This is a genomic window from Lysobacter antibioticus (assembly GCF_001442535.1).
In the GTDB taxonomy this organism is placed as follows: Bacteria; Pseudomonadota; Gammaproteobacteria; order Xanthomonadales; family Xanthomonadaceae; genus Lysobacter; species Lysobacter antibioticus.
This window is the reverse complement of the sequence record NZ_CP013141.1, coordinates 1,141,077-1,161,510: the sequence shown is the minus strand read 5'-3', so window position 1 is coordinate 1,161,510 and position 20,434 is coordinate 1,141,077. Positions and strand designations below refer to the sequence as shown.

Below are 20,434 nucleotides of genomic sequence, written 5' to 3'. Positions count from 1 at the left end.
CCAGTCTCGCGGGCGCCTGTGAAGCAAACTTCAAACGGCATCGAAGCGAGGCCCGCCATACGCAGCCGCGAGCGCACAGCTTGCGGCCACGCCTGGCGGCGGGGGACCGACATGGGGAAGTCCGTCCTATCTGCGTGGCGCGCGACAGGGCACAATGACGGCATGCCTGACCGTGATGCCGACCCGTTGATCGTCGCGATTTCCTCGCGCACCCTGTTCGACATGGAAGAGAGCCATACGCTGTTCGAGCGTGAGGGCATCGACGCCTACGCCGACTTCCAGCGCGAGCACGAGGACGATTTTCTGCGTCCCGGCGTCGCCTTCCCGCTGGTGCGCAAACTGCTTGCGCTCAACCAAGGCGCGCCGCCGGAGGCGCCGCGGGTCGAGGTGATCCTGATCTCGCGCAACTCCGCCGACAGCGGCCTGCGCATCTTCAATTCGATCGCCCATCACGGCCTGTCGATCAAGCGAGCGGCGTTCAGCAACGGCGCGCCGCCGTTTCCGTACATCCGTCCGTTCGGCGCCGACCTGTTCCTCTCGGCCAATGCCGAGGACGTCAGCGCCGCGCTCGCTGCCGGCGTCGCCGCGGCGACCCTGTTGCCGGCGATTCCGCCGTCGCGGCTGGCGCCGCATCTGCGCCCGGACCAACTGCGTATCGCCTTCGACGGCGACGCGGTGATCTTCGACGACGAGGGCGAGCGTGTCTCGCGCGAAGGCGGCCTGGCCGCGTTCGCCGAGCACGAGCGCAGCCATGCCGGCGAACCGCTCTCCGGCGGCCCGTTCCGTGGCTTCCTCGACGCCCTGCATCGCTTGCAGAAGGCCTTCCCGGTCGGCCAGGACGCACCGATCCGCACCGCCCTGGTCACCGCACGCTCGGTGCCGGCGCACGAGCGGGTGATCCGCACCCTGCGCGAGTGGGGCATCCGTCTCGACGAGGCCCTGTTCCTCGGCGGCCGCCCCAAGGGGCCGTTCCTGGAAGCCTTCGGCGCCGACATCTTCTTCGACGATTCCGAGCACAACATCCTGTCGGCGCGCGACCACGTCGCCGCGGGGCATGTCCCGCACGGGGTCGCGAACCGCTGATTTCGATCATCCGGGTCGAGGCTTCGACGAATATGCACTCGTTCCAGGCTGCGATTTGCGAGCGATGCGGCGGAACATTGGAGGCAGGTCCGAGAGTGGGGCAGGTGGACCTGTTCCACTGCGTGCATTGCCGAGCCAAGTCTTACGTGCACTTTTCATTGCCGATCGAAGAGATCCTCGCCGTTCGGGAAACAACGGTCGAAGTGGTGATCGACTGGCCGCTCGACCCTGCGCCCAAGCATGCGATGAAGCTCAAGCGAGCGATTTCCGCTTTTCTGGACCTGCCTCTAGACGAAATCCGCAACAGCTTCGCGAGCGGCCGACTCTGCTTGGGGCGGTACTCTCCAATGCGGGCGTTGGAGGTCGCGACGCTATTGCGCGTCGAGGGCTGGTCCGTCAGGGTGTGCGACTGACCGGCGCGCCAATGGCGCGTCAGTCGTCGTGCCGATGGCCCAGTTGGCTGCGTACCTCGCCGCCCGGGAATTTGCTGGTGTGCACGTTCGCATAGGCGTTGCCGCCACGCAGCGCACGCAGCAATTCATCGAACTCGCCGGCGGCGATGCCCTGGCCGGCCGGGCCGACCACGTCGGCGGCCATGATCACGCCCTGGATGGTCGCCGGCGGCGGCGGACACGGCTGCACGCCCGCAGGCGTCGGCGGGCTGGCCAGGTTCGAACACAGCCACACGGCGATGCCGCCGTTGACGCTGCGTTGGCCCACATGGATATGCGCCTGGGTGACGTCACCTTCGAGATCGGAATACGAAAGCTGGTAGTGGATCGCGCCGCCGTCGCCGATGCGGGCGCGGAACCCGCCGCTGGCGCCGGTGGAGACCAGCGGAACTTCCTGGCTGCCTTCCAGGACTGCGCGGAACTCGCGGTGTTCGGCCTGCGCTGAAACAAGCGGAAGCAACGCGACCATCGCGAACGCAGCGATACGTTTCATGTCGTCGTCCTCGTGAATCGTTCCCGCATTGCGGGCGGACGCGAGACGCGTCCGAACGGACGCTGCTCCCTGCGCCGTTAGCCGCGGGTGAAAGCATTCCCGGCATCAAACGTGCCAGAAATCCCCGGATTTTTGGCTCGATTCGTGCGAGCGCAGCGGCCGGACGAAGGCCTCGCAAGGCCTTCGGTGAGCGGTGCCTGTTCGAAGTCGTCGCAATCCGGTCGCCCGACGCCGTCGCCGCCGGCGTTTTTGTTTCACGGCAGCATCTTTTCCAGGGGCAGGCGCACGTCGGTCACCCGCCACTTCAGGCCGTCGCGGGTCAGCACGAACACCACCGGATCGCCGTCGGCGTTGTTGACCGTAGCGGTGAAGCGCGATGGCGACTCGAAGCGATAGCTCGCGTGCTTGAGTGGTTCCGCCGGTGGCACCTGCGCATAGGCGTCGCGGCGCGGCGCGGACGGGTCGAGGCGGCGCAGCAGATTGCGGCCTTCGAGCACGGCGCCGATACCGACCGGCGTGGCGATCGCATCGACCGCGGTGCCGGCGACGCCGCTGGCCAGGCTCAGGCCGAGCGCGCCGAACAGACTGGACTGCGCCTGCGGACCGGCGCGGCGGACGATGTAGTCGTCGACCTGGGCCTTCAGGCTCAGGCGCAGCGCGGCGAAGTCGACGTGCTTGCTGAGTTCGCCGGCGTTGCGCTCCTTGACCGCGGTGCGGATGGCGTCGACGGTGAGGAACGGCCCGGCGGCGACGTAGCCGAGCAACAGGACCAGGGCCAGGACCAACAGAGCTATCCATTTCTTCATCGCGGCGATCCAGGTGACGGACCGCCAGAGTAACGGCGTTGGCCTTACGCTGGCTTAAGAGACCTGGAGGTGCCGGAACTAACTGCTTCTCCGGGCGGTGGGAGAACGTCTTAAATCTTCATCCCGACCCTCTCGGTGAATGGGATAAGGGCGCTCGGCTCAGGCGGTCTCGACCGGGCGCGGGTCGCGCGCGTAGCGTTGCGCGGCCAGATGCAGCGCCAGTGCGGCCACCGAGCAGACCGAGCCGGCCATGAACGCCGCGGTGCCGCCGCCGTGCTGCCAGGCCAGTGCGGCCATGCCGGCGCCGAGCACGCCGCCGATGCCGCCGCTGAAGCCGGACAACATGCCTTGCGCCGAAGCCATGTCGCGGCGCGCCGGGAACAGCTCGGCCATGCGCCGCATGCAGCCGGCGTGGAACGCGGCGAAGCTCAACGAGTGGCCGGTCTGGGCCAGCGCCATCCAGGCGAAGGAATCGGCGAACCAGGCCACCAACACCCAGCGCAGCGCGGTCGCGAAGATGCAGGCCGCGATCAGGCGATGCGCACCGAAGCGCTGCACCAGCCGCGGCGCCTGCCAGAACATCAGGATCTCGCACACCACCCCGATCGCCCACAGCAGGCCGACCGCGAAACCGTCGTGGCCGTGCGCCTGCAGTTGCAGGGTGTAGAACACGTAGAAGGGGCCGAAGCTCAGCTGCACCAGCAAGACCGTGCCCAGCAGCCGGCGCGTGCCCGGTCGCCGCCACAGACGCTCGCGCGGCGTGCCTTCGAGCGGCGCCGGCGAGGGCGGATCGGCGCGGTGCAGCCAGGCTGCGGCGGCGGTCAGTACCAGCCAAGGCAGGCTCAACCAGACGAAGGCGTCGTTGCCGAGCCGGTCGAGCAACCAGCCGTAGCTTGCCGCAACGATCAGGAAGCCGACCGAGCCCCACATGCGGATCTTGCCGTAGTCGTGATTGCGCGTGCCCAGCGCGTTCAGGGTCATCGCCTCGAACTGCGGCATGACCGCGTTGAAGAACAGCGCGAACGCGCCCATCACCACGAACAGCATCACCCCGCCGTCGAAGCGGGCGAAGCCGGCGAACATCGCCAGCGCCAGCAGGCAGCCGGCGACCAGCCAATGCCCCGGCGCCTGGCTGCGCGCGACCTGCCGCGCCCAGGTCGGCGGCGCCAGGATCCGCCCGCCGTACCACAGCGCCAGCATTGCCCCGACCGCATAACCGCCATGACCGTTGGCGCTGACCCAGCGCCCGATGTAGGGCGTATAGGCGCCGAGCATGCCGAAGTAGCCGAGGTAGAACAGGGCGTAGCGGCGGAATTCGGCGGTGGACAAGTGAGGCTCGGCGAGGCGCGGCGGATGCCGCTCACGATACCGGAAGCGGTGTGGGATTCGGTTGCCGTGGGGCGCGGTTTCGGGAGTTTTTTCGATCGCTCCGGCCGGGCGATGCGGTGTCGGATCGGTAGGCCGGACCTTAGGGGCGGCGAGCGTCCGAGGTATCGCAGTTTCTCCGGTCGCGGCTCGCGCCGCTCCTACCCAAGAGCAGCGACGCTAAGGATTTTGTCGTTGTCGTTGTCGTTGTCGTTGTCGTTGCCGTTGCTGTGCGTAGCCGAGCACTCGCGAAGGCAATAGAAGACCCGGAGGGCGGCGCGCAGGGATGCGCGCCGTTTTTCATCGGGACAGGGATGTCCCGTATGAAAAATCCCCGCGTCGGCACCGAACGTGCGGGCCTGTAATTCAAAAAGAAGCATTTTTCTTTGGTTACCTTTCTTTTGTTGCTTATGACAAAAGAAAGTAACCCGCCGCTTTAGTGGCGGAAGCTTTAGGCGTTTTATCTTGCTTCGCAAGAAGCTACAAGCCACAAGCAAGTGCAAAGCTTCCGTCCGCTGACGCGGCCGGGTTACTTTCTTTTGCTAAGCCCAAAAGTCCGTCTGGATTCCCTTCGGTCAAAGGTAACCAAAGAAAAGGGCTCTCCTTGCAAGGGCACAGGCCACGAGTGCGATGCCCGCGCCGGGATTTTTCGATAGGACATCCTTGTCCTATCGAAAAACGGCGCACGTCCTGTGCGCCGCCCTCCAGGTCTCCACTTGGCCGGCACAGCGGCAAAGCAGATCAAAATCTCGGCAACGGCAACGGCAACGGCAACGGCAACGGCAACGGCAACGGCAACGGCCGTGCTCTGCGGCAAGAAGCACAGCAAAACAGTTCGAATCTTCGATCCCTCACGACGGCGGTGCGGATTCTCCCTGTCCCTTGGTCGCGGCTCGCGCCGCTCCTACCCAGGTGCAACTGCAACCCTAGCGGGTAGGAGCGGCGCAAGCCGCGACCGCGCCGCCCCACACCACGGCGCAGCTATAAAAAACGATCGGACTCGAAGATCAGAATTCCAGATCCAGCGCCGCGCACAGGTAATCGGTGAACGGCGCCAGCCCGGCCAGATCCTTCTCCAGCGTCTTCAACAATCGCGGCCCGGTCATGGTCTCGTCGTCGATCGCCCGCAAGGCGACGAAATTCTTGCGGCGCAGGTCGTCGGCGAACTCGAAATCGGCGGGGAAACCGCGCGGGGCGCGGGTCAGCATTTCGCTGTCGTCGAGGTCGTAGCGTCTGCGGAATTTCGGATCGTGCGCAGCGGCTTTCCAACTGCCCGGGTTGTCGAGCACGAAGTGGCGGATCTTGCGCAGCGAATCGGGCTGCGGGTGCCATACGCCGGAGGCGATGAAGCAGTTGCCGCCTTCCAGGTGGATGTAGAACGACGGCGCCTCGATCTGGCGGCCGCGCTCGTGGAACAGGCGCGCGCCCTGGTGGGTCTTGTACGGCGCCTTGTCGTTGGCGAAACGGGTGTCGCGCTGGATGCGGAACAGCGAGCCGCCGACGTTCTTCGGCTCGGAGCGGTAATGCGGGCTGACTTCGGCCAGGACCGGCTGCAGGTCGGTCAGCAGGCGCAGGAAGGGTTCGCGCACATGGCTCTCGAAATCGGGCTTGTGGGCATGAAACCATTCGCGGTTGTTGTGACGCGCCAGCGAACGCAGGAACTTGAAGCTGGCTTCGGAAAAATAGCGGCTCATGCGGCGGGCTCTTGGGCAGGCTCGTAGCGGGGGACGGGCAGTATTACAGGGCGGACTTCAAGCCGGCGTCGATATCGCCGGCCCAGGCTTCCAGGCGGTCGAGCAAAGCCTGCTTGCCGCCGTCGGCGCCGGCGAGCGCGCGGGTCTGCGCCAGCTCGGCGCGGAAGCGCTCGAAGCTGTACTCGGACAGGCCGGCCTCGTCGTACAGACGGCGGCGGCGGTAGTCGTCCCAGCGTCCGCGTTCTTGCGCGTCCAGGGTCTGCGGCCAATTGCGGGCGCGATAACGGAACAGCAGTTCCGGCAGGCGGGCGTCGCGGAAATCGAAGGCGGCCTGGGCCAGCGCTTGTGGCGGGGTGGTGCGCACCTGGCGGAACAGGCGCTTGTCGCCGTCGCCGATGAAGGCGTCGTACAGCGAAGCGTCGACGTCGGAGGGTTCGCGGGCACGGTCGTTGGCGTAGACACGGCGGACTTTCTCGACCAGTTCCGGACCGGCTTCGCGGATCTGCGCGGCGCGATACTCGACCTGGGCCGGGTCGATCGATAAACGTTCGAAATCGGCTGGGCGCAGGTGGTTCCAGGCGATCAGTGCCGGGCAGCGGTTCAGATGCACTTCCTTGAGCGCGACGCGTTCCTCGCCTTCGGGCAGGTCGGCGGTCGGCGTGTACAGGCGGTCGGCGATCTCGTCCGGCGCCAGCCGCAACAGCGCCGCCGGGTCCTGCACCAGGTCGAACACCAGCACGCGGTTGTCGATGCGCGGATGCCGCGCCAGTGGGATCACCGGCGCCGCGCACAGGCGGCTGGCCGGGTAGCGCTGCGAGACGTGCAGGGCCGGGGTCATCGCGATGGTGTCGAGCAAGGTCGCGGCGAAGCGCTTGTCGCGCAGGCGCAGGGCGTACTCCCATAGCTTCGGCTGCGCGGTCTTGAACTTGCGCGCGATGCCGATCAGGGCGCGCACGTCCGACAGTGCTTCGTGGGCATCGCCTTCGCGCACGCCGTTGGCTTCGGCCAGGTGTTCGAGTTTGAACGAGGTGGTGCCGTCTTCGCGTTGCGGCCAGACCACGCCCTCGGGGCGCAAGGCGTGGGCCAGGCGCATCACGTCGAGCAAGTCCCAGCGCGAATTGCCGCCGCGCCATTCGCGTTCGTAAGGGTCGTAGAAATTGCGGAACAGACCGTAGCGGACGAACTCGTCGTCGAAGCGCAGCGAGTTGTAGCCGGCGCTGCAGGTCTCCGGCCGCGACATCTCGTCGGAGATCAGGGCGAAGATCTCGGCCTCGCTGACACCGTCGCGCAGGGCGTCCTGCGGCGCGATCCCGGTGATCAGGGTCGCCACCGGCGAGGGCAGCAGATCGTCGGCGGGCTTGACGAAGACGCTGATCGGCTCCTCGATCGGATTCAGATCGGCGTCGGTGCGGATCGCCGCGAACTGGGCGATGCGGGTCGTGCGCGGGTCGGCGCCGAAGGTTTCGAGGTCGTAGAACAGAAAACTGGCGGGCATGGGATCACTCGTCCGCCGGCAAGGGCGACAAACGCTCGCGCACCAGCGCATCGACCGCCGGCCAGTCGAGGCTGGCCAGGCTGTCGTGGCCGCGGGTCAGTTCGACCAGCAGCTCGCGTTGTTGCAGGCCGCGGGCATAGGCCACTTCGTAAGGCATGCGGTGGAAGGTCACCATCGCGTAGCGCGGCATGAAGCGCTCGGGATGGCGTTCGGCGAGTTCGTGTTCGAGGGCGCGTTGCAGCAGGTAGTCGTCGTTGTCGACGCGGTCGCGCATTTCCAGATAGTTTTCCAGCGCCATCGCCTGGATCGCGCGCGCGCTCGGCAGGCGCTCGGCCTGGAACGCGGCGAAGGCGGCGGCGCGATCGTCGTCGGCGAGCAGGCGCTCGGCCAGGGCGACGCAATCCTCGAAGGCGCAGTTCATGCCCTGGCCATGGAACGGCACCATCGCGTGGGCGGCGTCGCCGAGCAGCACGGCGCGGTCGTCCAGGTGCCAGCGGTCGAGGTACAAGGTGGCGAGCAGGCCGGCCGGGTTGCGCTCGAAGTCTTGTTCGAGTTGCGGGATCAAGGGCACCGCATCGGCGAAGTCGCGCTCGAACAGGGCGCGCGCATCGGCGCCGTTGCGCACGGTCTCGAAGCTGGGGTCGCCTTCGTTGGGCAGGAACAGGGTAACGGTGAAGGTGCGTTCGTCGTTCGGCAGGGCGATGCACATGTAGCGGCCGCGCGGCCAGATGTGCAGGGCGTTCGGCTCGATGCTGAAACCGCCGTCGGGCGAGGGCGGGATCTCCAGTTCCTTGTAGGAATGGCCGAGGAATTCGGTGCGTTCGCCCAATTCCACCGCTTGTTTCATCGCCCCGCGCAGGGCCGAGCCGGCGCCGTCGGCACCGACCAGACTGTCGAACACGATCTCGTGCGCGCTGTCGTCGCGGTCGTCGTGGAACACCGCCAGCCGGCCGTCGAAATCGACCGATTGCAGGCCGCGGTGGAAGTGCAACTGGGCGCCGGCGTCCTCGGCGATCTGCAGCAGGATCAGATTCAACTCGCCGCGGTGCACCGACCAGATCACTTCGCTGTCGTCGCGTCCGTAGCGCTGCAGGTCGGTGCGGCCGTCGAGGAAATGCACCATGCGCCCGCGCATCATCACCGCCTGCGCCATGACCGCATCGTCGGCCCCGGCCAGGCGCAGCGCATGGCGGCCGCGTTCGGCCAGGGCGAGATTGATCGATCGCCCGCCCTGATAGCCCTTCAGGCGCGGGTCGCCGCGCTTCTCGTAGACATCGACCTCCCAACCGCGCCGCGCCAGCAGGGTGGCGAGCAAGGCGCCGGCGAGGCCGGCGCCGATGATGGTGATGTGCTTGGGGTTTGCAGTGTCGTTCAAGGAGTCGGGTCCTTGCTGGCGGCGATGAGGGACGGTGGGCGATGCAGGTTCAAGCCGTGTCCCTCCAGGCTTCCACCGCCCGTGCGAAGCGCAGCACGTCGGCGTGGGTGTTGTACAAGGGCGCCGGCGAGATCCGGATCACGTCGGGCTCGCGCCAGTCGCCGAGCACGCCGTTGCCGGCGAGGTAGTCGAACAGGTCGCGGCCGGCGGCGCGGCCGCGCAGGCCGCGACCGCCGATCACCCGCAACGACAGCTGGCAGCCGCGTTGCGCCGGGTCGGCGGGAGTGACGATGTCGAGCGTATCGGCGAGGCGCTCGCGGATCAGCGCTTCCAGGTAACCGGTCAGGCGCCGGGACTTCTCGCGCAGGGCGGGCATGCCGACCCGGTCGAACAGGTCCAGCGACGCGCGCAGCGGGGCGAGGCCGAGGATCGGCGGGTTGCTCAGCTGCCAGCCTTCGGCGCCGGCGGTCGGAACGAAATCGGGGCCCATGCGGAAGCGGGTCGAGGTTTCGTGGCCCCACCAGCCGGCGAAGCGCGGTCGGTCGGTGCGGGCGTGATGTGCGTGGACGAAACAGCCGGCGACCGCGCCGGGACCGGAGTTCAGGTACTTGTAGTGGCACCATACCGCGAAGTCGACGCCGCTGTCGTGCAACTGCAGTTCGAGGTTGCCGACGCCGTGGGCGAGGTCGAAGCCGCACAGCGCGCCCTGCGCATGCGCCAGGCGCACGATCGCCGGCAAGTCGAAGGCCTGGCCGCTGCGGTACTGCACGCCGGGCCACAGCACCAGGGCCAGGCGCGGGCCGTGCTCGGCGATGGCGCGTTCGATGGTGGCCATCGAGATCAGCCCGCCGGGTTCGTCGGGCTCGACCTCGATCAGGTCGGTGACCGGGTCGAAACCGTGGAAGGCGATCTGCGAAGCGACGGCGTAGCGGTCCGACGGAAACGAACCGGCTTCGATCAGGATCGCCGGGCGTTCGCGGGTCGGCCGGTAGAAGCTGACCATCATCAGGTGCAGGTTGGCGGTCAGCGAGTTCATCGCGATCACTTCGCCCGGGTGGGCGCCGACCAGCCGCGCGAGCGGGTCGCGCACCAGTTCGTGATACGGCATCCACTGCGCCTGACCGGTGAAGTGGCCTTCGACCGCTTCCATCGCCCACTTGTCCAGCACCTCTTCGACGTGTGCGCGTGCGCCGCGCGGCTGCAGGCCGAGCGAGTTGCCGACGAAATAGGCCTGCTCGTCGTCGCCGTGGCGGGGAATCAGGAATTCGCTGCGCAGGGTCGGCAGCGGGTCGGCGGCGTCGAGCGCGGCGGCATGGGCGGGGGACGACAGATCGGTCACGGGAACGGCCTGGGAACGTGGAGCGGTGATGAGAGACGAGGGTTCACGCGTACGCGTGGCGGCGTCGGCGACGAGCGCTCACTCGAAGCGCGACTTCGACAGCCCGAGCCATTCCAGCGCGGTGCCGTGATACAGCCGGGCCTGATCGGCCGGCGGCAGGTCGAGCGAGGCGATGCCGGCGCCGGGCGTCTGTTCGCCGAGCGGGAACGGGTAGTCGGTGCCGAGCATCACCCGCGACACGCCGCAGGTGTCGAGCAGGTATTCCAGCGCGCGCGGATCGGCGACCCAGGAATCGAAGTAGAACTGGTTGAGGTAATCGCGCGGGTTGCGCGGGTTGTCGGTCGCGACCAGGTCGGGACGCATGTTGAAGCCGTGTTCGATGCGGCCGATGGTGTAGGGGAAACTGCCGCCGCCGTGGGCCAGGCAGATCTTCAGCTTCGGCAGGCGTTCGAGTACGCCGCCGAACACCAGGCAGCAGGCCGCGCGCGATTGCTCGGCCGGCATGCCGACCAGCCACGGCAGCCAGTACTTCGGCATGCTCGGCGTGCCCATCATGTCCCAGGGATGCACCAGGATCGCCGCGCCGAGGTCGCTGGCCGCCTGGAAGAACTCGAACAGCTCCGGTGCGTCGAGGTTCCAGTCGTTGACGTGACTGCCGATCTGGCAGCCCTGCAGGCCGAGCTGGTCCATGCAGCGTTCCAACTCCTGCACCGCCAGGCGCGGCGACTGCAGCGGCACCGTGCCGATGCCGGCGTAGTGGCGCGGGTAGTCGCGGCAGGCCTGCGCCATGTGGTCGTTGAGCGCCTGGTGCAGGTCGAGGGCCTGGTTGGCCTTGGCCCAATAGCTGAACATCACCGGCACGGTGCTGATGACCTGCACCTGCACGCCGAAGCGCGCGTAGTCGTCGATGCGCTCCTGCGGGTCCCAGGTCTTCGACCAGATCTCGCGGAAGAACTTGCCGTCCTTGTAGATGCGATGGCGGCCGTCGTCGGTGTGGTGGATCACCGGGAAGCGCTCGTCGCCGTACTTGCGCGCCAGGTCGGGCCAGTCGCGCGGCAGGTAGTGAGCGTGGGTGTCGATCTTGAGCATCGTCGCCTCAGGTGTCGGGCATCACGTAGCGGCCCGGCGCCGGGTTCAGATGGCCGCAGTCCATGCAGGTCCGATGTTCGCGCGAGGAATAGAAACGCTCGAACACCGGCGGGAAATCGGCTTCGATGTCGTGCAAATGGAAGAACTCTTCGTACAGCTTGTGATTGCAGCGCTCGCAGTACCACATCAGACCGTCGTCTTCGTGCTCCAGGCGCTTGCGCTCGATCACCAGGCCGATCGAGTCGGGCATGCGCTGCGGCGAATGCGGCACGCGCGGCGGCAGCAGGAAGGTCTCGCCGGCGCGGATCGGGATGTCGCGCACAGCCCCATCCTCCTGGATCCGCAGAACCATCTCGCCCTCGAGCTGGTAGAACCATTCCGGGCCTTCGTCCCAGTGATAGTCGGTGCGCTGGTTAGGGCCGCCGACCACCATGACGATGAAGTCGCCGAGGTGGATCACCTTGTTGCCGACCGGCGGCTTGAGCAGGTGCCGGTGTTCGTCGATCCATTGATTGAGGTTGATCGGTCCAGGAAGCATTCACGTGCCCTCGGGCGGTGCGCCGTTCCGCTGCGGGGCGAAGGCGGCGATGCATTTGAGTTCGATGGCGATCGGCGTCGGCAGCGCGGTGATGCCGAGCGTGGTACGGCACGGCGCGCGTTCGAGGTCGGGGAAATACTCGGCCCAGACCGCGTTATAGGCGGTGAAATCGCGGGCCATGTCGGTCAGGTACACGGTCACGTCGACCAGGTCGTCCCAGCCGGCGCCGCTGGCTTCGAGCACGGCGCGGACGTTGGCGAACACCGAGCGGCATTGCAGCTCGATGTCGTAGGCGATCAGGCGGCCTTCGGCGTCGTGGACGTTGCCGGGGATGGCGTTGCTGGCGGCATCGCGCGGGCCGATCCCGGACAGGAACAGCAGCTCGCCGACCCGGCGCGCATGCGGGTACAGGCCGACCGGCCGCGGCGCCTTGGCGGCGCTGATGCCGCCGCCGCTCATCGCGGCGAACCGCCGTGGGTGGAGTGCACCGTGGCGACGGCGCGCTCGTAGGTGTCCTGCAGCGCTTCGAAGCTGTCGATGTTCATGCCGGTGTCGTGGACGCGGCCGTTGCGCAGGCTATAGACCCAGCCGTGCACGGCGAGCGGCTGCTGGCGCGCCCAGGCATCGCGGACGATGGTGGTCAGGCTGAGGTTCTGCACCTGCTCGATCACGTTGAGTTCGCACAAACGGTCGTGTCGCTCCTCGGCATGGGCATGCGAGATGCAGGCCACGTGCTTGTCGGCGACGTCGCCGACGTGGCGGATCCAGTTGTCGGCCAGGCCGAGACGGTGCCCGTGCAACGCGGCATGGACGCCGCCGCAGCCGTAGTGACCGACGACGAGGATGTGCTTGACCTTGAGCACGTCGACCGCGAACTGGATCACCGACAGGCAGTTGAGATCGGTATGGACCACGACGTTGGCGATGTTGCGATGGACGAAGACCTCGCCCGGGGCCATGTCGATGATCTGGTTGGCCGGCACGCGCGAATCCGAGCAGCCGATCCAAAGGTATTCGGGCGCCTGTTGGCGCGAGAGGCGGGCAAAGAACTCCGGGTCCTCGGCGCTGATGCGCTCGGACCATTCGCGGTTTCGTTCAAGCAGGTCGTGCAACGGGGTCATACAACGGTCATCCCAGGTGAAGGCCGACGTTCTTGGCGTCGGTGAAGAAACGCATGGCCTCGGCGCCGCCTTCGCGGCCGAGGCCCGACGCGCCGACGCCGCCGAACGGCGTGCGCAGGTCGCGTTGCAGCCAGGTGTTGACCCAGACCATGCCGACGCGCAATTGCGCGGCGAGGCGATGGGCGCGGTTGAGGTCGCGGGTCCAGACCGACGCAGACAGGCCGTAGTCGCCGGCATTGGCCAGGGCCAGAGCCTGGGCGTCGTCGTCGAACGCTTGAAGCGTCACGACCGGGCCGAAGATCTCTTCGCGGTTGCTCGCGCAATCCGGGCCGAGGCCTTCGATCAGGGTCGGCGCCACGTACCAGCCGGGTCGGTCCAGGGCATGGCCGCCGCACAGCACGCGGCCGCCTTCGCCGCGCGCGCGTTCGAGCGCGGCCAGGACCTTGTCGTAATGCGCCTGGGAGACCAGCGGGCCGAGCGAGGTGGCTTCGTCGGCGGGCTCGCCGATCTTCAGCGCCTGGGCGCGTTCGACCAGGGCGTCGCGGACTTCGTCGTAGATCGAGCGCTCGATCAGCAGGCGCGAGCCGCACAGGCAGATTTGCCCGGAATTCTGGAACGCCGAGCGCATCAGGGTGTCGAGATTGGCGCGCCAATCGCTGTCGGCGAACACCAGGGTCGGGTTCTTGCCGCCGAGCTCCAGCGAGACCTTGCGCAACAGCGGCGCGGCAATGCCGGCGATGCGCTGGCCGACCGCGGTGCTGCCGGTGAAGGAGATCGCGCGCACGGCCGGGTGCCGGACCAGGGTTTCGCCGACCTCGGGGCCGAGGCCGTGGACGATGTTGAGCACGCCGCGCGGGAAGCCGATCTGCGCGGCCAGCTCGCCGAGCAGGCTGGCGGTGGCCGGGGTCACTTCGGACGGTTTGGCGACCACGGTGTTGCCGGCCGCGAGCGCCGGGGCGATCTTCCAGGTGAACAGATACAGCGGCAGGTTCCACGGCGAGATCGTCGCGACCACCCCGAGCGGCGCGCGCAAGGTGTAGTTGAGCCCGGCCTGGCCGTGGTGGGATTCGCTGGCGAACTGGGTTGCGGCATGGGCGAAGAAGCGCAGGTTCGAGACCGCACGCGGGATCTCGGCCTCGCGGGCGAGCCGGATCGGCTTGCCGGCATCGCGCGATTCGGCTTGGGCGAAGTCTTCCAGGCGCGTTTCCAACGCGCTGGCCAATGCTTCGAGCCAGCGCGCGCGTTCGCTATGCGGCAGAGCCGACCAGGCCGGGAACGCAGCCTGGGCCGCGGCGACCGCGAGCTCGACGTCGGCGGCGTCGCCGGCTGCGACCTGCGCATACGCTTGCGCATTGGCGGGGTCGTGGACATCGAGCCAACGACCGCCGGCCGCATCGCGCGCCTGGCCGTCGATCCAGTGCCGGAATCTGTGCATGCGCCAAGCTTAACGCGTGGGCGCGGCAGCGCCCATAGCGCCGGGCGGCGGCAGGTCGCGGTTCCGTGACGGCGGCGTCCGGATGGCGTGCGCTTTCGGGGTAGGAGCGGCGCGAGCCGCGACCTCGCAGGGGCGTCGCAGGCCGGATGGCGCGGTCGCGGCTCGCGCCGCTCCTAGTCTGAAGACCCTCGCGAACGAATAACGATGCCTCCGACTTTGCCGATCCGGTCCGTGGCGCACGGACATGACCAAAGTCATGCATGACTGTTGGCCCAGGTGCACTGCAGCAATGTCGCCTCGCGCAGTCGCGACGACACGCAAGGGCGGTCGGCAACGGACGCGAAATACCGCGAAATAAGATGAATCGCTGCGCCAAGCGTCTCGTATCGGCAACCCCGATCGGCGCAACGGCGGCATCGCGAGTCACTGTCTCCCGGCACTTGACTGCCCGTGCAAGCACTGCGCACATTCCGAGAGGTGACTTTCATCCATGCCTTGCGGCGGCAACCAGCACTGCCGATCGGGCCCACAACGGCGGAACAATCTCGTGGATAGACGCAACTTCCTGACCATGTCGGGGCTCGGCATCGCCGGGCTGATGATTCCCTACGGCAGCGCGATCGCCGCCGAAGCCCTGTTGACGCCGCTGGACGTGGCCAAGAAGAAAGTACTCGCCGACACCGCGCTGACCGCGGCGAAAGGCGCGGGCGCGAGCTACTGCGATGTGCGCATCGGCCGTTATCTGCGCCAGTTCGTCATCACCCGCGAGGACAAGGTCCAGAACGTGGTCAATACCGAGTCGACCGGCATCGGCATCCGTGTGCTGGTCAACGGTGCCTGGGGCTTCGCCGCGACCAACCAGCTGAACGCCAAGAGCGTGGCCGAGGCGGCGCAACAGGCCGCCGCGATCGCGCGCGCGAACTCCAAGACCCAGACCCAGCCGGTGGTGTTGGCCAAGACCCCGGGCGTGGGCGAGGTGGCGTGGAAGACGCCGATTCGCAAGAACGCCATGGAAGTGCCGATCAAGGACAAGGTCGACCTATTGCTCGGCGTCAACGCCGCCGCGGTCAAGGCCGGCGCCGACTTCGTCAACTCGATGCTGTTCCTGGTCAACGAGCAGAAATACTTCGCCTCGACCGACGGCTCCTACATCGACCAGGACGTGCACCGCATCTGGACGCCGATGACGATCACCGCGATCGACAAGGCCAGCGGCAAGTTCCGCACCCGCGAAGGCCTGTCCTCGCCGATGGGCATGGGCTTCGAATACCTCGACGGCGCCGCCTCGGGCAAGACCGTATCGCCGAACGGCGTAGTCAACTACAGCAATTCCTACGACATGCTCGAAGACGCGGTCGCCGCCGCCAAGCAGGCGCGGCAGAAGCTCACCGCGCCCTCGGTCAAGCCGGGCAAGTACGACCTGGTGCTGGACCCCTCGCACACCTGGCTGACCATCCACGAATCGATCGGCCATCCGCTCGAACTCGACCGCGTGCTCGGCTACGAGGCCAACTTCGCCGGCACCAGTTTCGCCACCGTCGACAAGGTCAAGAGCGGTTTCAAGTACGGCAGCGACCAGGTCACCGTGTTCGCCGACAAGACCCAGCAGGGCAGCCTCGGCGCGGTCGGCTTCGACGACGAGGGCGTCAAGACCAAGCGCTGGAACCTGATCAAGGACGGCATCCTGGTCGACTACCAGACCATCCGCGACCAGGCCCACATCCTGGGCAAGAGCGAATCCGACGGCTGCTGCTACGCCGACTCCTGGTCGAGCGTGCAGTTCCAGCGCATGGCCAACGTGTCGCTGGCGCCGGGCAAGAACAAGCTCAGCGTCGCCGACATGATCAAGGACGTCGAGAACGGCATCTACATCGTCGGCGACGGCTCCTTCTCGATCGACCAGCAGCGCTACAACGCCCAGTTCGGCGGCCAACTGTTCTACGAGATCAAGAACGGCAAGATCACCGGCATGCTCGAAGACGTGGCCTACCAGATCCGCACCCCGGAATTCTGGAATTCCTGCGTCGCGGTCTGCGACGAAAGCGACTACCGCCTCGGCGGCTCGTTCTTCGACGGCAAGGGCCAGCCGGGCCAGGTCTCGGCGGTCTCGCACGGTTCCAGCACGGCGCGCTTCAACGGCGTCAACGTCATCAACACCGCCCGCAAGCTCGGCTGACCGGCGCAGGAGAATCCACCCATGAGCATCTTCACCGAAGCCGAAGCCAAGGCCATCCTCGACAAGGTCCTGGCGCTGTCCAAGGCCGACGAGTGCACCGCGACCCTGACCGGTTCCATCGCCGGCAACATCCGTTTCGCCCTCAACAACGTGTCGACCAGCGGCATCGTCAGCAACAGCAACCTGGCCGTGCAATCGGCCTTCGGCAACCGCGTCGGCACCGCCAGCATCAACGAGTTCGACGATGCCGCGCTAGAACGCGTGGTTCGCCGCGCCGAAGACCTGGCCAGGCTGGCGCCGGAAAACCCGGAGTTCATGCCGGCGATCGACAAGCAGAGCTATAAGCCGAGCCCGACCTTCAGCGCCTCGACCGCGGCGATCACGCCCGAGTTCCGCGCCCAGGTCGCAGCCGACTCGATCGCGCCGTGCCGCGCCGACAAGCTCACGGCCGCCGGTTTTCTCGAAGACGGCCAGAGCTTCGTCGCGGTGGCCAACAGCAAGGGCAATTTCGGTTACCAGCAGGCCACCAACTTCGATTACACCTGCACCGTTCGCACCGACGATGGCCGCGGTTCCGGCTGGGTCGGGCGTAACCTCAAGGATGCCAGCGAGTTCAAGGCCGACAACGAAGTGCGCATCGCCATGCGCAAGGCCACCGAGTCGGCCGAAGCCAAGGCGCTGGAGCCGGGCAAGTACACGGTGATCCTGGAGCCGGCCGCGGCCGCCGGGCTGATCTCGTTCATGATGAATTTCTTCGATGCGCGCCAGGCCGACGAAGGCCGCAGCTTCCTGTCGAAGAAGGGCGGCGGCAACAAACTCGGCGAGCAGGTCTACGACCCGCGCGTCAACATCAGCGCCGATCCCTGGGACCCGCGCGCCCCGGTATTGCCGTGGGATGCGCAGGGCCTGGCGCGCGAGAAGATGGCGGTGGTCGAGAACGGCAAGGTCACCGCGTTGGACTACTCGCGCTTCTGGGCCAAGAAGCAGGGCAAGCGTGCGGTCGGCACGCCCGGCAACCTGCTCATGGCCGGCGGCGACAAGTCGACCGCCGAGCTGATCAAGGGCACCCAGAAGGGCATCCTGGTCACCCGCACCTGGTACATACGGATGGTCGACCCGCAGACCGTGCTGCTGACCGGCCTGACCCGCGACGGCACCTTCTACATCGAGAACGGGGTGATCAAGCACCCGGTGAAGAATTTCCGCTTCAACGAGTCGCCGGTGATCATGCTCAACAACATCGAGGAACTCGGCCGGCCGGTGCGCGTGGCCGGCGACGAGTCCTCGTTCGTGATGATGATCCCGCCGATGAAGTTGCGCGATTTCACCTTCACCTCGTTGTCGGACGCGGTCTGACGACACTTGAACGCGCCGCTTGAGTGCGGCGTTTGAGGGGCGGCGCCGCCGGCGATCCGGCGCGCCGCCCGCATCGGTTCGCTGCAGCAGTGTCCCGCCGATTCTGCCCAACGTGATCTGCCCAACGCGATCTGCCGAACCCGACCCGCCGAACCCGAGCCGCCCGATGCAACGACGCGATTTCCTGAGTTTCACCGGCCTGGGTCTGGCCGGCCTGGCGCTTCCCTACGGCCGCGCGATCGCCGCCGAAGCCTTGCTGGAACCGGCCGACGTGGCGCACTGGCGGCGCCTGGCCGACACCGCGCTGAACGCCGCGCGCGAGGGCGGGGCGGACTATTGCGACGTGCGCATCGGCCGCTACCTGCGCCAATCGGTGGTGACCCGCGAAGCGCAGGTCCGCAACATCGTCAACGGCGAATCCGCCGGCGTCGGCATCCGCGTGCTGAGCCAGGGCGCATGGGGCTTCGCCGCCACCGACGCCTCGACCCCGGACGCCGTCGCGATCGCCACGCGCCAGGCGCTGGCGATCGCCCGCGCCAACGCGCGTGTGCAGAGCCGCAAGGTCGAACTGGCGCCGGTCGCCGGCGTTGGCGAAACGCGCTGGGCGACGCCGCTGCGCAAGAACGCGATGGCGGTGCCGATCAAGGAGAAAGTCGACCTGCTGCTCGGCGTCAACGCCGCCGCGCTCAAGGCCGGCGCCGACTACGTCAACTCGACCCTGTTCGTGATCAACGAACAGAAGTATTTCGCTTCCAGCGACGGCAGCTACATCGACCAGGACATCCATCGCATCTGGCTGCCGCTGACCGCGACCGCGGTCGACAAGGTCAGCGGCAAGTTCCGCACCCGCGACGGCCTGTCGGCGCCGATGGGCATGGGCTACGAATACCTCGACGCCGACCCGGCCGGCAAGGTCGCGCTGCCCGGCGGCTTGACCGGTTACGGACGCTCCTACGACGTGATGGAAGACGCGGTCGCCGCCGCCAAGCACGCCCGCGCCAAGCTCAAGGCGCCGTCGGTGAAGCCGGGCAAGTACGACCTGGTACTGGACCCGTCCAACCTGTTCCTGACCATCCACGAGAACGTCGGCCACCCGCTCGAACTCGACCGCGTGCTCGGCTACGAGGCCAATTACGCAGGCACCAGTTTCGCCACCCTGGACAAGCGCGAGCAGGGCTATCGCTACGGCAGCGAGTTGGTCAACTTCGTCGCCGACAAGACCCGTCCCGGCAGCCTCGGCGCGGTCGGCTACGACGACGAAGGCGTCAAGACCCGCGAGTGGGACTTGATCCGCGACGGCATCCTGGTCGACTACCAGGCCACCCGCGACGAGGCGCATCTGCTCGGTCACAAGCAATCGCACGGCTGCAGCTATGCCGATTCCTGGTCGAGCGTGCAGTTCCAGCGCATGGCCAATGTTTCGCTGAAGCCGGGCAAGCAGCCATTGAGCGTGGCCGAGATGATCAAGGGCGTCGAACGCGGCCTGTACGTGCACGGCCGCGGCTCGTATTCGATCGACCAGCAACGTTACAACGCCCAATTCGGCGGCCAGTTGTTCTACGAGATCAAGAACGGCCAGGTCACCGGCATGGTCGAGGATGCCGCTTACCAGATCCGCACCCCGGAGTTCTGGAGCGCCTGCGTGGCGGTCTGCGACGAACGCGACTTCCGCCTCGGCGGCTCGTTCTTCGACGGCAAGGGCCAGCCGAGCCAAGTCTCGGCGGTGTCGCACGGGTCGAGCACCACGCGCTTCAACGGCGTCAACATCATCAACACCGCGCGTGCGCTCTAGCCGATGGGGTTGAGGCAGGGCATGGCGGTTCCAGGCATCCAGACCGACGCAGGCAGGGCCCGGTGAACCGGGCGCAGTTCCTGCGGCTGATGCTCGGCGGTGCCGCCGGCGCCTGGCTGGCGCGTTCGCCGCTGGCCCAGGCCGCCCGCGCCGATTACGACTTCTGGTTCACCCGGCTCAAATACGACTCCGGCGACTGGGACGTCGACCAGCGCATGCCGGCCAACCTGATCACCTCGCTGATCGATTACACCAACCTGCGGGTCGACCCGAAAGAGCATGTGCTGGCGCTGGCCGACCCGAAGATGCTCGGCGCGCCGTTCTGCTACCTGGCCGGGCACAAGCTGGTCGAGTTCAACCCCGACGAACGCCGCAACTTCGAGCGCTATGTGCGCAATGGCGGCTTCGTCTTCGTCGACGACTGCAACCACGACATCGACGGTCTGTTCGCCAAGTCCTTCGAGGAACAGATGGCGAGGATTTTCGGCGCCAAGGCCTTGCGCCGGCTGCCGAAGAAGCACCCCATTTACCGCAGCTTCTTCGTCTTCGACGGCCCGCCCGCGACCGGCTTCGAGCTCAACGGCTGGGGCGACGACCTGGTCCACGACTACCTGCAAGGCATCGAGATCGACGGTCGCCTGGGCGTGCTGTACAGCAACAAAGACTACGGCTGCGAATGGGACTACGACTGGCGCAACAAACGCTTCCTGGCCGAGGACAACACCAAGTTCGCGGTCAACATCGTCATGTATGCGTTGAATTCTTGATGCTCGGGATTCGGGATTCGGGACTCGGGACTCGGGACTCGGCAGAGCACGGTGGTGG

At 67.1% G+C, this 20,434-nt stretch carries 19 protein-coding genes; 6 read left to right on the top strand and 13 right to left on the bottom strand.

The features are described from left to right. The first annotated feature begins 162 nt into the window (after positions 1-162). Positions 163-1,083 (top strand): 5'-nucleotidase, encoded by a 921-nt coding sequence (locus tag GLA29479_RS04885; protein ID WP_031372348.1) that lies wholly within the window; start codon positions 163-165, stop codon positions 1,081-1,083. Between the two features lie 104 nt (positions 1,084-1,187). After that, positions 1,188-1,496 carry a hypothetical protein gene (locus tag GLA29479_RS04880; protein WP_144436358.1) on the top strand — a complete coding sequence of 103 codons (309 nt, stop codon included), beginning with the start codon at positions 1,188-1,190 and terminating at the stop codon, positions 1,494-1,496. Positions 1,497-1,515: 19 nt separating this feature from the next. On the opposite strand, the gene GLA29479_RS04875 is transcribed toward GLA29479_RS04880, so the two are convergent. From GLA29479_RS04875 to GLA29479_RS04820, 13 genes are all read right to left on the bottom strand, one after another. Beyond that, entirely contained in the window at positions 1,516-2,028 is a 513-nt protein-coding gene (locus GLA29479_RS04875; protein ID WP_057970952.1) for a CHRD domain-containing protein, read from the bottom strand. Positions 2,029-2,282: 254 nt separating this feature from the next. After that, on the bottom strand, positions 2,283-2,834 hold the full coding sequence (locus tag GLA29479_RS04870) for a DUF2939 domain-containing protein (RefSeq protein ID WP_057917906.1): 552 nt from the start codon (positions 2,832-2,834) through the stop codon (positions 2,283-2,285). Positions 2,835-2,993: 159 nt separating this feature from the next. Further along, the gene (locus tag GLA29479_RS04865) at positions 2,994-4,163 is read right to left on the bottom strand and encodes an MFS transporter (RefSeq protein ID WP_057970951.1); all 1,170 of its coding nucleotides are present in this window, start codon (positions 4,161-4,163) and stop codon (positions 2,994-2,996) included. 197 nt (positions 4,164-4,360) lie between these two features. Further along, positions 4,361-4,579, bottom strand: a complete 219-nt coding sequence (locus tag GLA29479_RS24340) for a hypothetical protein (RefSeq protein WP_144436357.1) — start codon at positions 4,577-4,579, stop codon at positions 4,361-4,363. 627 nt (positions 4,580-5,206) lie between these two features. Then, positions 5,207-5,893: a DUF2461 domain-containing protein gene (locus GLA29479_RS04860; RefSeq protein ID WP_057917908.1), complete on the bottom strand. Its 687-nt coding sequence runs from the start codon at positions 5,891-5,893 to the stop codon at positions 5,207-5,209. A 43-nt stretch (positions 5,894-5,936) separates the two neighbouring features. Continuing rightward, positions 5,937-7,388 (bottom strand): exodeoxyribonuclease I, encoded by a 1,452-nt coding sequence (sbcB, locus tag GLA29479_RS04855; protein ID WP_057970950.1) that lies wholly within the window; start codon positions 7,386-7,388, stop codon positions 5,937-5,939. A gap of 4 nt (positions 7,389-7,392) precedes the next feature. After that, entirely contained in the window at positions 7,393-8,763 is a 1,371-nt protein-coding gene (locus tag GLA29479_RS04850; RefSeq protein WP_237051778.1) for an FAD-dependent oxidoreductase, read from the bottom strand. A 49-nt stretch (positions 8,764-8,812) separates the two neighbouring features. Continuing rightward, positions 8,813-10,102, bottom strand: coding sequence for a kynureninase (kynU, locus tag GLA29479_RS04845; RefSeq protein ID WP_057970949.1), 1,290 nt, complete (start codon positions 10,100-10,102; stop codon positions 8,813-8,815). 78 nt (positions 10,103-10,180) lie between these two features. Next, the gene (locus tag GLA29479_RS04840; RefSeq protein ID WP_057917911.1) at positions 10,181-11,191 is read right to left on the bottom strand and encodes an amidohydrolase family protein; all 1,011 of its coding nucleotides are present in this window, start codon (positions 11,189-11,191) and stop codon (positions 10,181-10,183) included. Positions 11,192-11,198: 7 nt separating this feature from the next. After that, positions 11,199-11,729 (bottom strand): 3-hydroxyanthranilate 3,4-dioxygenase, encoded by a 531-nt coding sequence (locus tag GLA29479_RS04835; protein ID WP_057917912.1) that lies wholly within the window; start codon positions 11,727-11,729, stop codon positions 11,199-11,201. Continuing rightward, positions 11,730-12,188: a RidA family protein gene (locus tag GLA29479_RS04830; protein ID WP_057917913.1), complete on the bottom strand. Its 459-nt coding sequence runs from the start codon at positions 12,186-12,188 to the stop codon at positions 11,730-11,732. Next, the gene (can, locus tag GLA29479_RS04825) at positions 12,185-12,850 is read right to left on the bottom strand and encodes a carbonate dehydratase (protein WP_057917914.1); all 666 of its coding nucleotides are present in this window, start codon (positions 12,848-12,850) and stop codon (positions 12,185-12,187) included. The genes GLA29479_RS04830 and can overlap by 4 nt, the downstream gene beginning before the upstream one ends. 7 nt (positions 12,851-12,857) lie before the next feature. Next, the gene (locus GLA29479_RS04820; RefSeq protein ID WP_057970948.1) at positions 12,858-14,285 is read right to left on the bottom strand and encodes an aldehyde dehydrogenase; all 1,428 of its coding nucleotides are present in this window, start codon (positions 14,283-14,285) and stop codon (positions 12,858-12,860) included. A 547-nt stretch (positions 14,286-14,832) separates the two neighbouring features. Here GLA29479_RS04820 and GLA29479_RS04815 point away from each other — a divergent pair. The 4 genes from GLA29479_RS04815 (at position 14,833) to GLA29479_RS04800 (ending at position 20,376) form a co-directional block, all read left to right on the top strand. Continuing rightward, positions 14,833-16,461 carry a TldD/PmbA family protein gene (locus tag GLA29479_RS04815; protein ID WP_057970947.1) on the top strand — a complete coding sequence of 543 codons (1,629 nt, stop codon included), beginning with the start codon at positions 14,833-14,835 and terminating at the stop codon, positions 16,459-16,461. A gap of 21 nt (positions 16,462-16,482) precedes the next feature. Then, positions 16,483-17,817 carry a TldD/PmbA family protein gene (locus tag GLA29479_RS04810; RefSeq protein ID WP_057970946.1) on the top strand — a complete coding sequence of 445 codons (1,335 nt, stop codon included), beginning with the start codon at positions 16,483-16,485 and terminating at the stop codon, positions 17,815-17,817. A 166-nt stretch (positions 17,818-17,983) separates the two neighbouring features. After that, positions 17,984-19,609 (top strand): TldD/PmbA family protein, encoded by a 1,626-nt coding sequence (locus GLA29479_RS04805; protein WP_057970945.1) that lies wholly within the window; start codon positions 17,984-17,986, stop codon positions 19,607-19,609. An 89-nt stretch (positions 19,610-19,698) separates the two neighbouring features. Beyond that, positions 19,699-20,376: a DUF4159 domain-containing protein gene (locus tag GLA29479_RS04800; RefSeq protein WP_144436737.1), complete on the top strand. Its 678-nt coding sequence runs from the start codon at positions 19,699-19,701 to the stop codon at positions 20,374-20,376. The last annotated feature ends 58 nt before the right edge of the window (positions 20,377-20,434 follow it).

Excerpts from the sequence above, each read along its gene's own strand:
- GLA29479_RS04885 (WP_031372348.1), top strand. The coding sequence starts at position 163 with ATGCCTGACCGTGATGCCGACCCGTTGATCGTCGCGATTTCCTCGCGC.
- GLA29479_RS04875 (WP_057970952.1), bottom strand. The coding sequence starts at position 2,028 with ATGAAACGTATCGCTGCGTTCGCGATGGTCGCGTTGCTTCCGCTTGTT.
- GLA29479_RS04870 (WP_057917906.1), bottom strand. The coding sequence starts at position 2,834 with ATGAAGAAATGGATAGCTCTGTTGGTCCTGGCCCTGGTCCTGTTGCTC.
- GLA29479_RS24340 (WP_144436357.1), bottom strand. The coding sequence starts at position 4,579 with ATGCTTCTTTTTGAATTACAGGCCCGCACGTTCGGTGCCGACGCGGGG.
- GLA29479_RS04860 (WP_057917908.1), bottom strand. The coding sequence starts at position 5,893 with ATGAGCCGCTATTTTTCCGAAGCCAGCTTCAAGTTCCTGCGTTCGCTG.
- sbcB (WP_057970950.1), bottom strand. The coding sequence starts at position 7,388 with ATGCCCGCCAGTTTTCTGTTCTACGACCTCGAAACCTTCGGCGCCGAC.
- GLA29479_RS04840 (WP_057917911.1), bottom strand. The coding sequence starts at position 11,191 with ATGCTCAAGATCGACACCCACGCTCACTACCTGCCGCGCGACTGGCCC.
- GLA29479_RS04835 (WP_057917912.1), bottom strand. The coding sequence starts at position 11,729 with ATGCTTCCTGGACCGATCAACCTCAATCAATGGATCGACGAACACCGG.
- GLA29479_RS04830 (WP_057917913.1), bottom strand. The coding sequence starts at position 12,188 with ATGAGCGGCGGCGGCATCAGCGCCGCCAAGGCGCCGCGGCCGGTCGGC.
- can (WP_057917914.1), bottom strand. The coding sequence starts at position 12,850 with ATGACCCCGTTGCACGACCTGCTTGAACGAAACCGCGAATGGTCCGAG.
- GLA29479_RS04820 (WP_057970948.1), bottom strand. The coding sequence starts at position 14,285 with ATGCACAGATTCCGGCACTGGATCGACGGCCAGGCGCGCGATGCGGCC.
- GLA29479_RS04810 (WP_057970946.1), top strand. The coding sequence starts at position 16,483 with ATGAGCATCTTCACCGAAGCCGAAGCCAAGGCCATCCTCGACAAGGTC.
- GLA29479_RS04805 (WP_057970945.1), top strand. The coding sequence starts at position 17,984 with ATGCAACGACGCGATTTCCTGAGTTTCACCGGCCTGGGTCTGGCCGGC.
- GLA29479_RS04800 (WP_144436737.1), top strand. The coding sequence starts at position 19,699 with ATGCTCGGCGGTGCCGCCGGCGCCTGGCTGGCGCGTTCGCCGCTGGCC.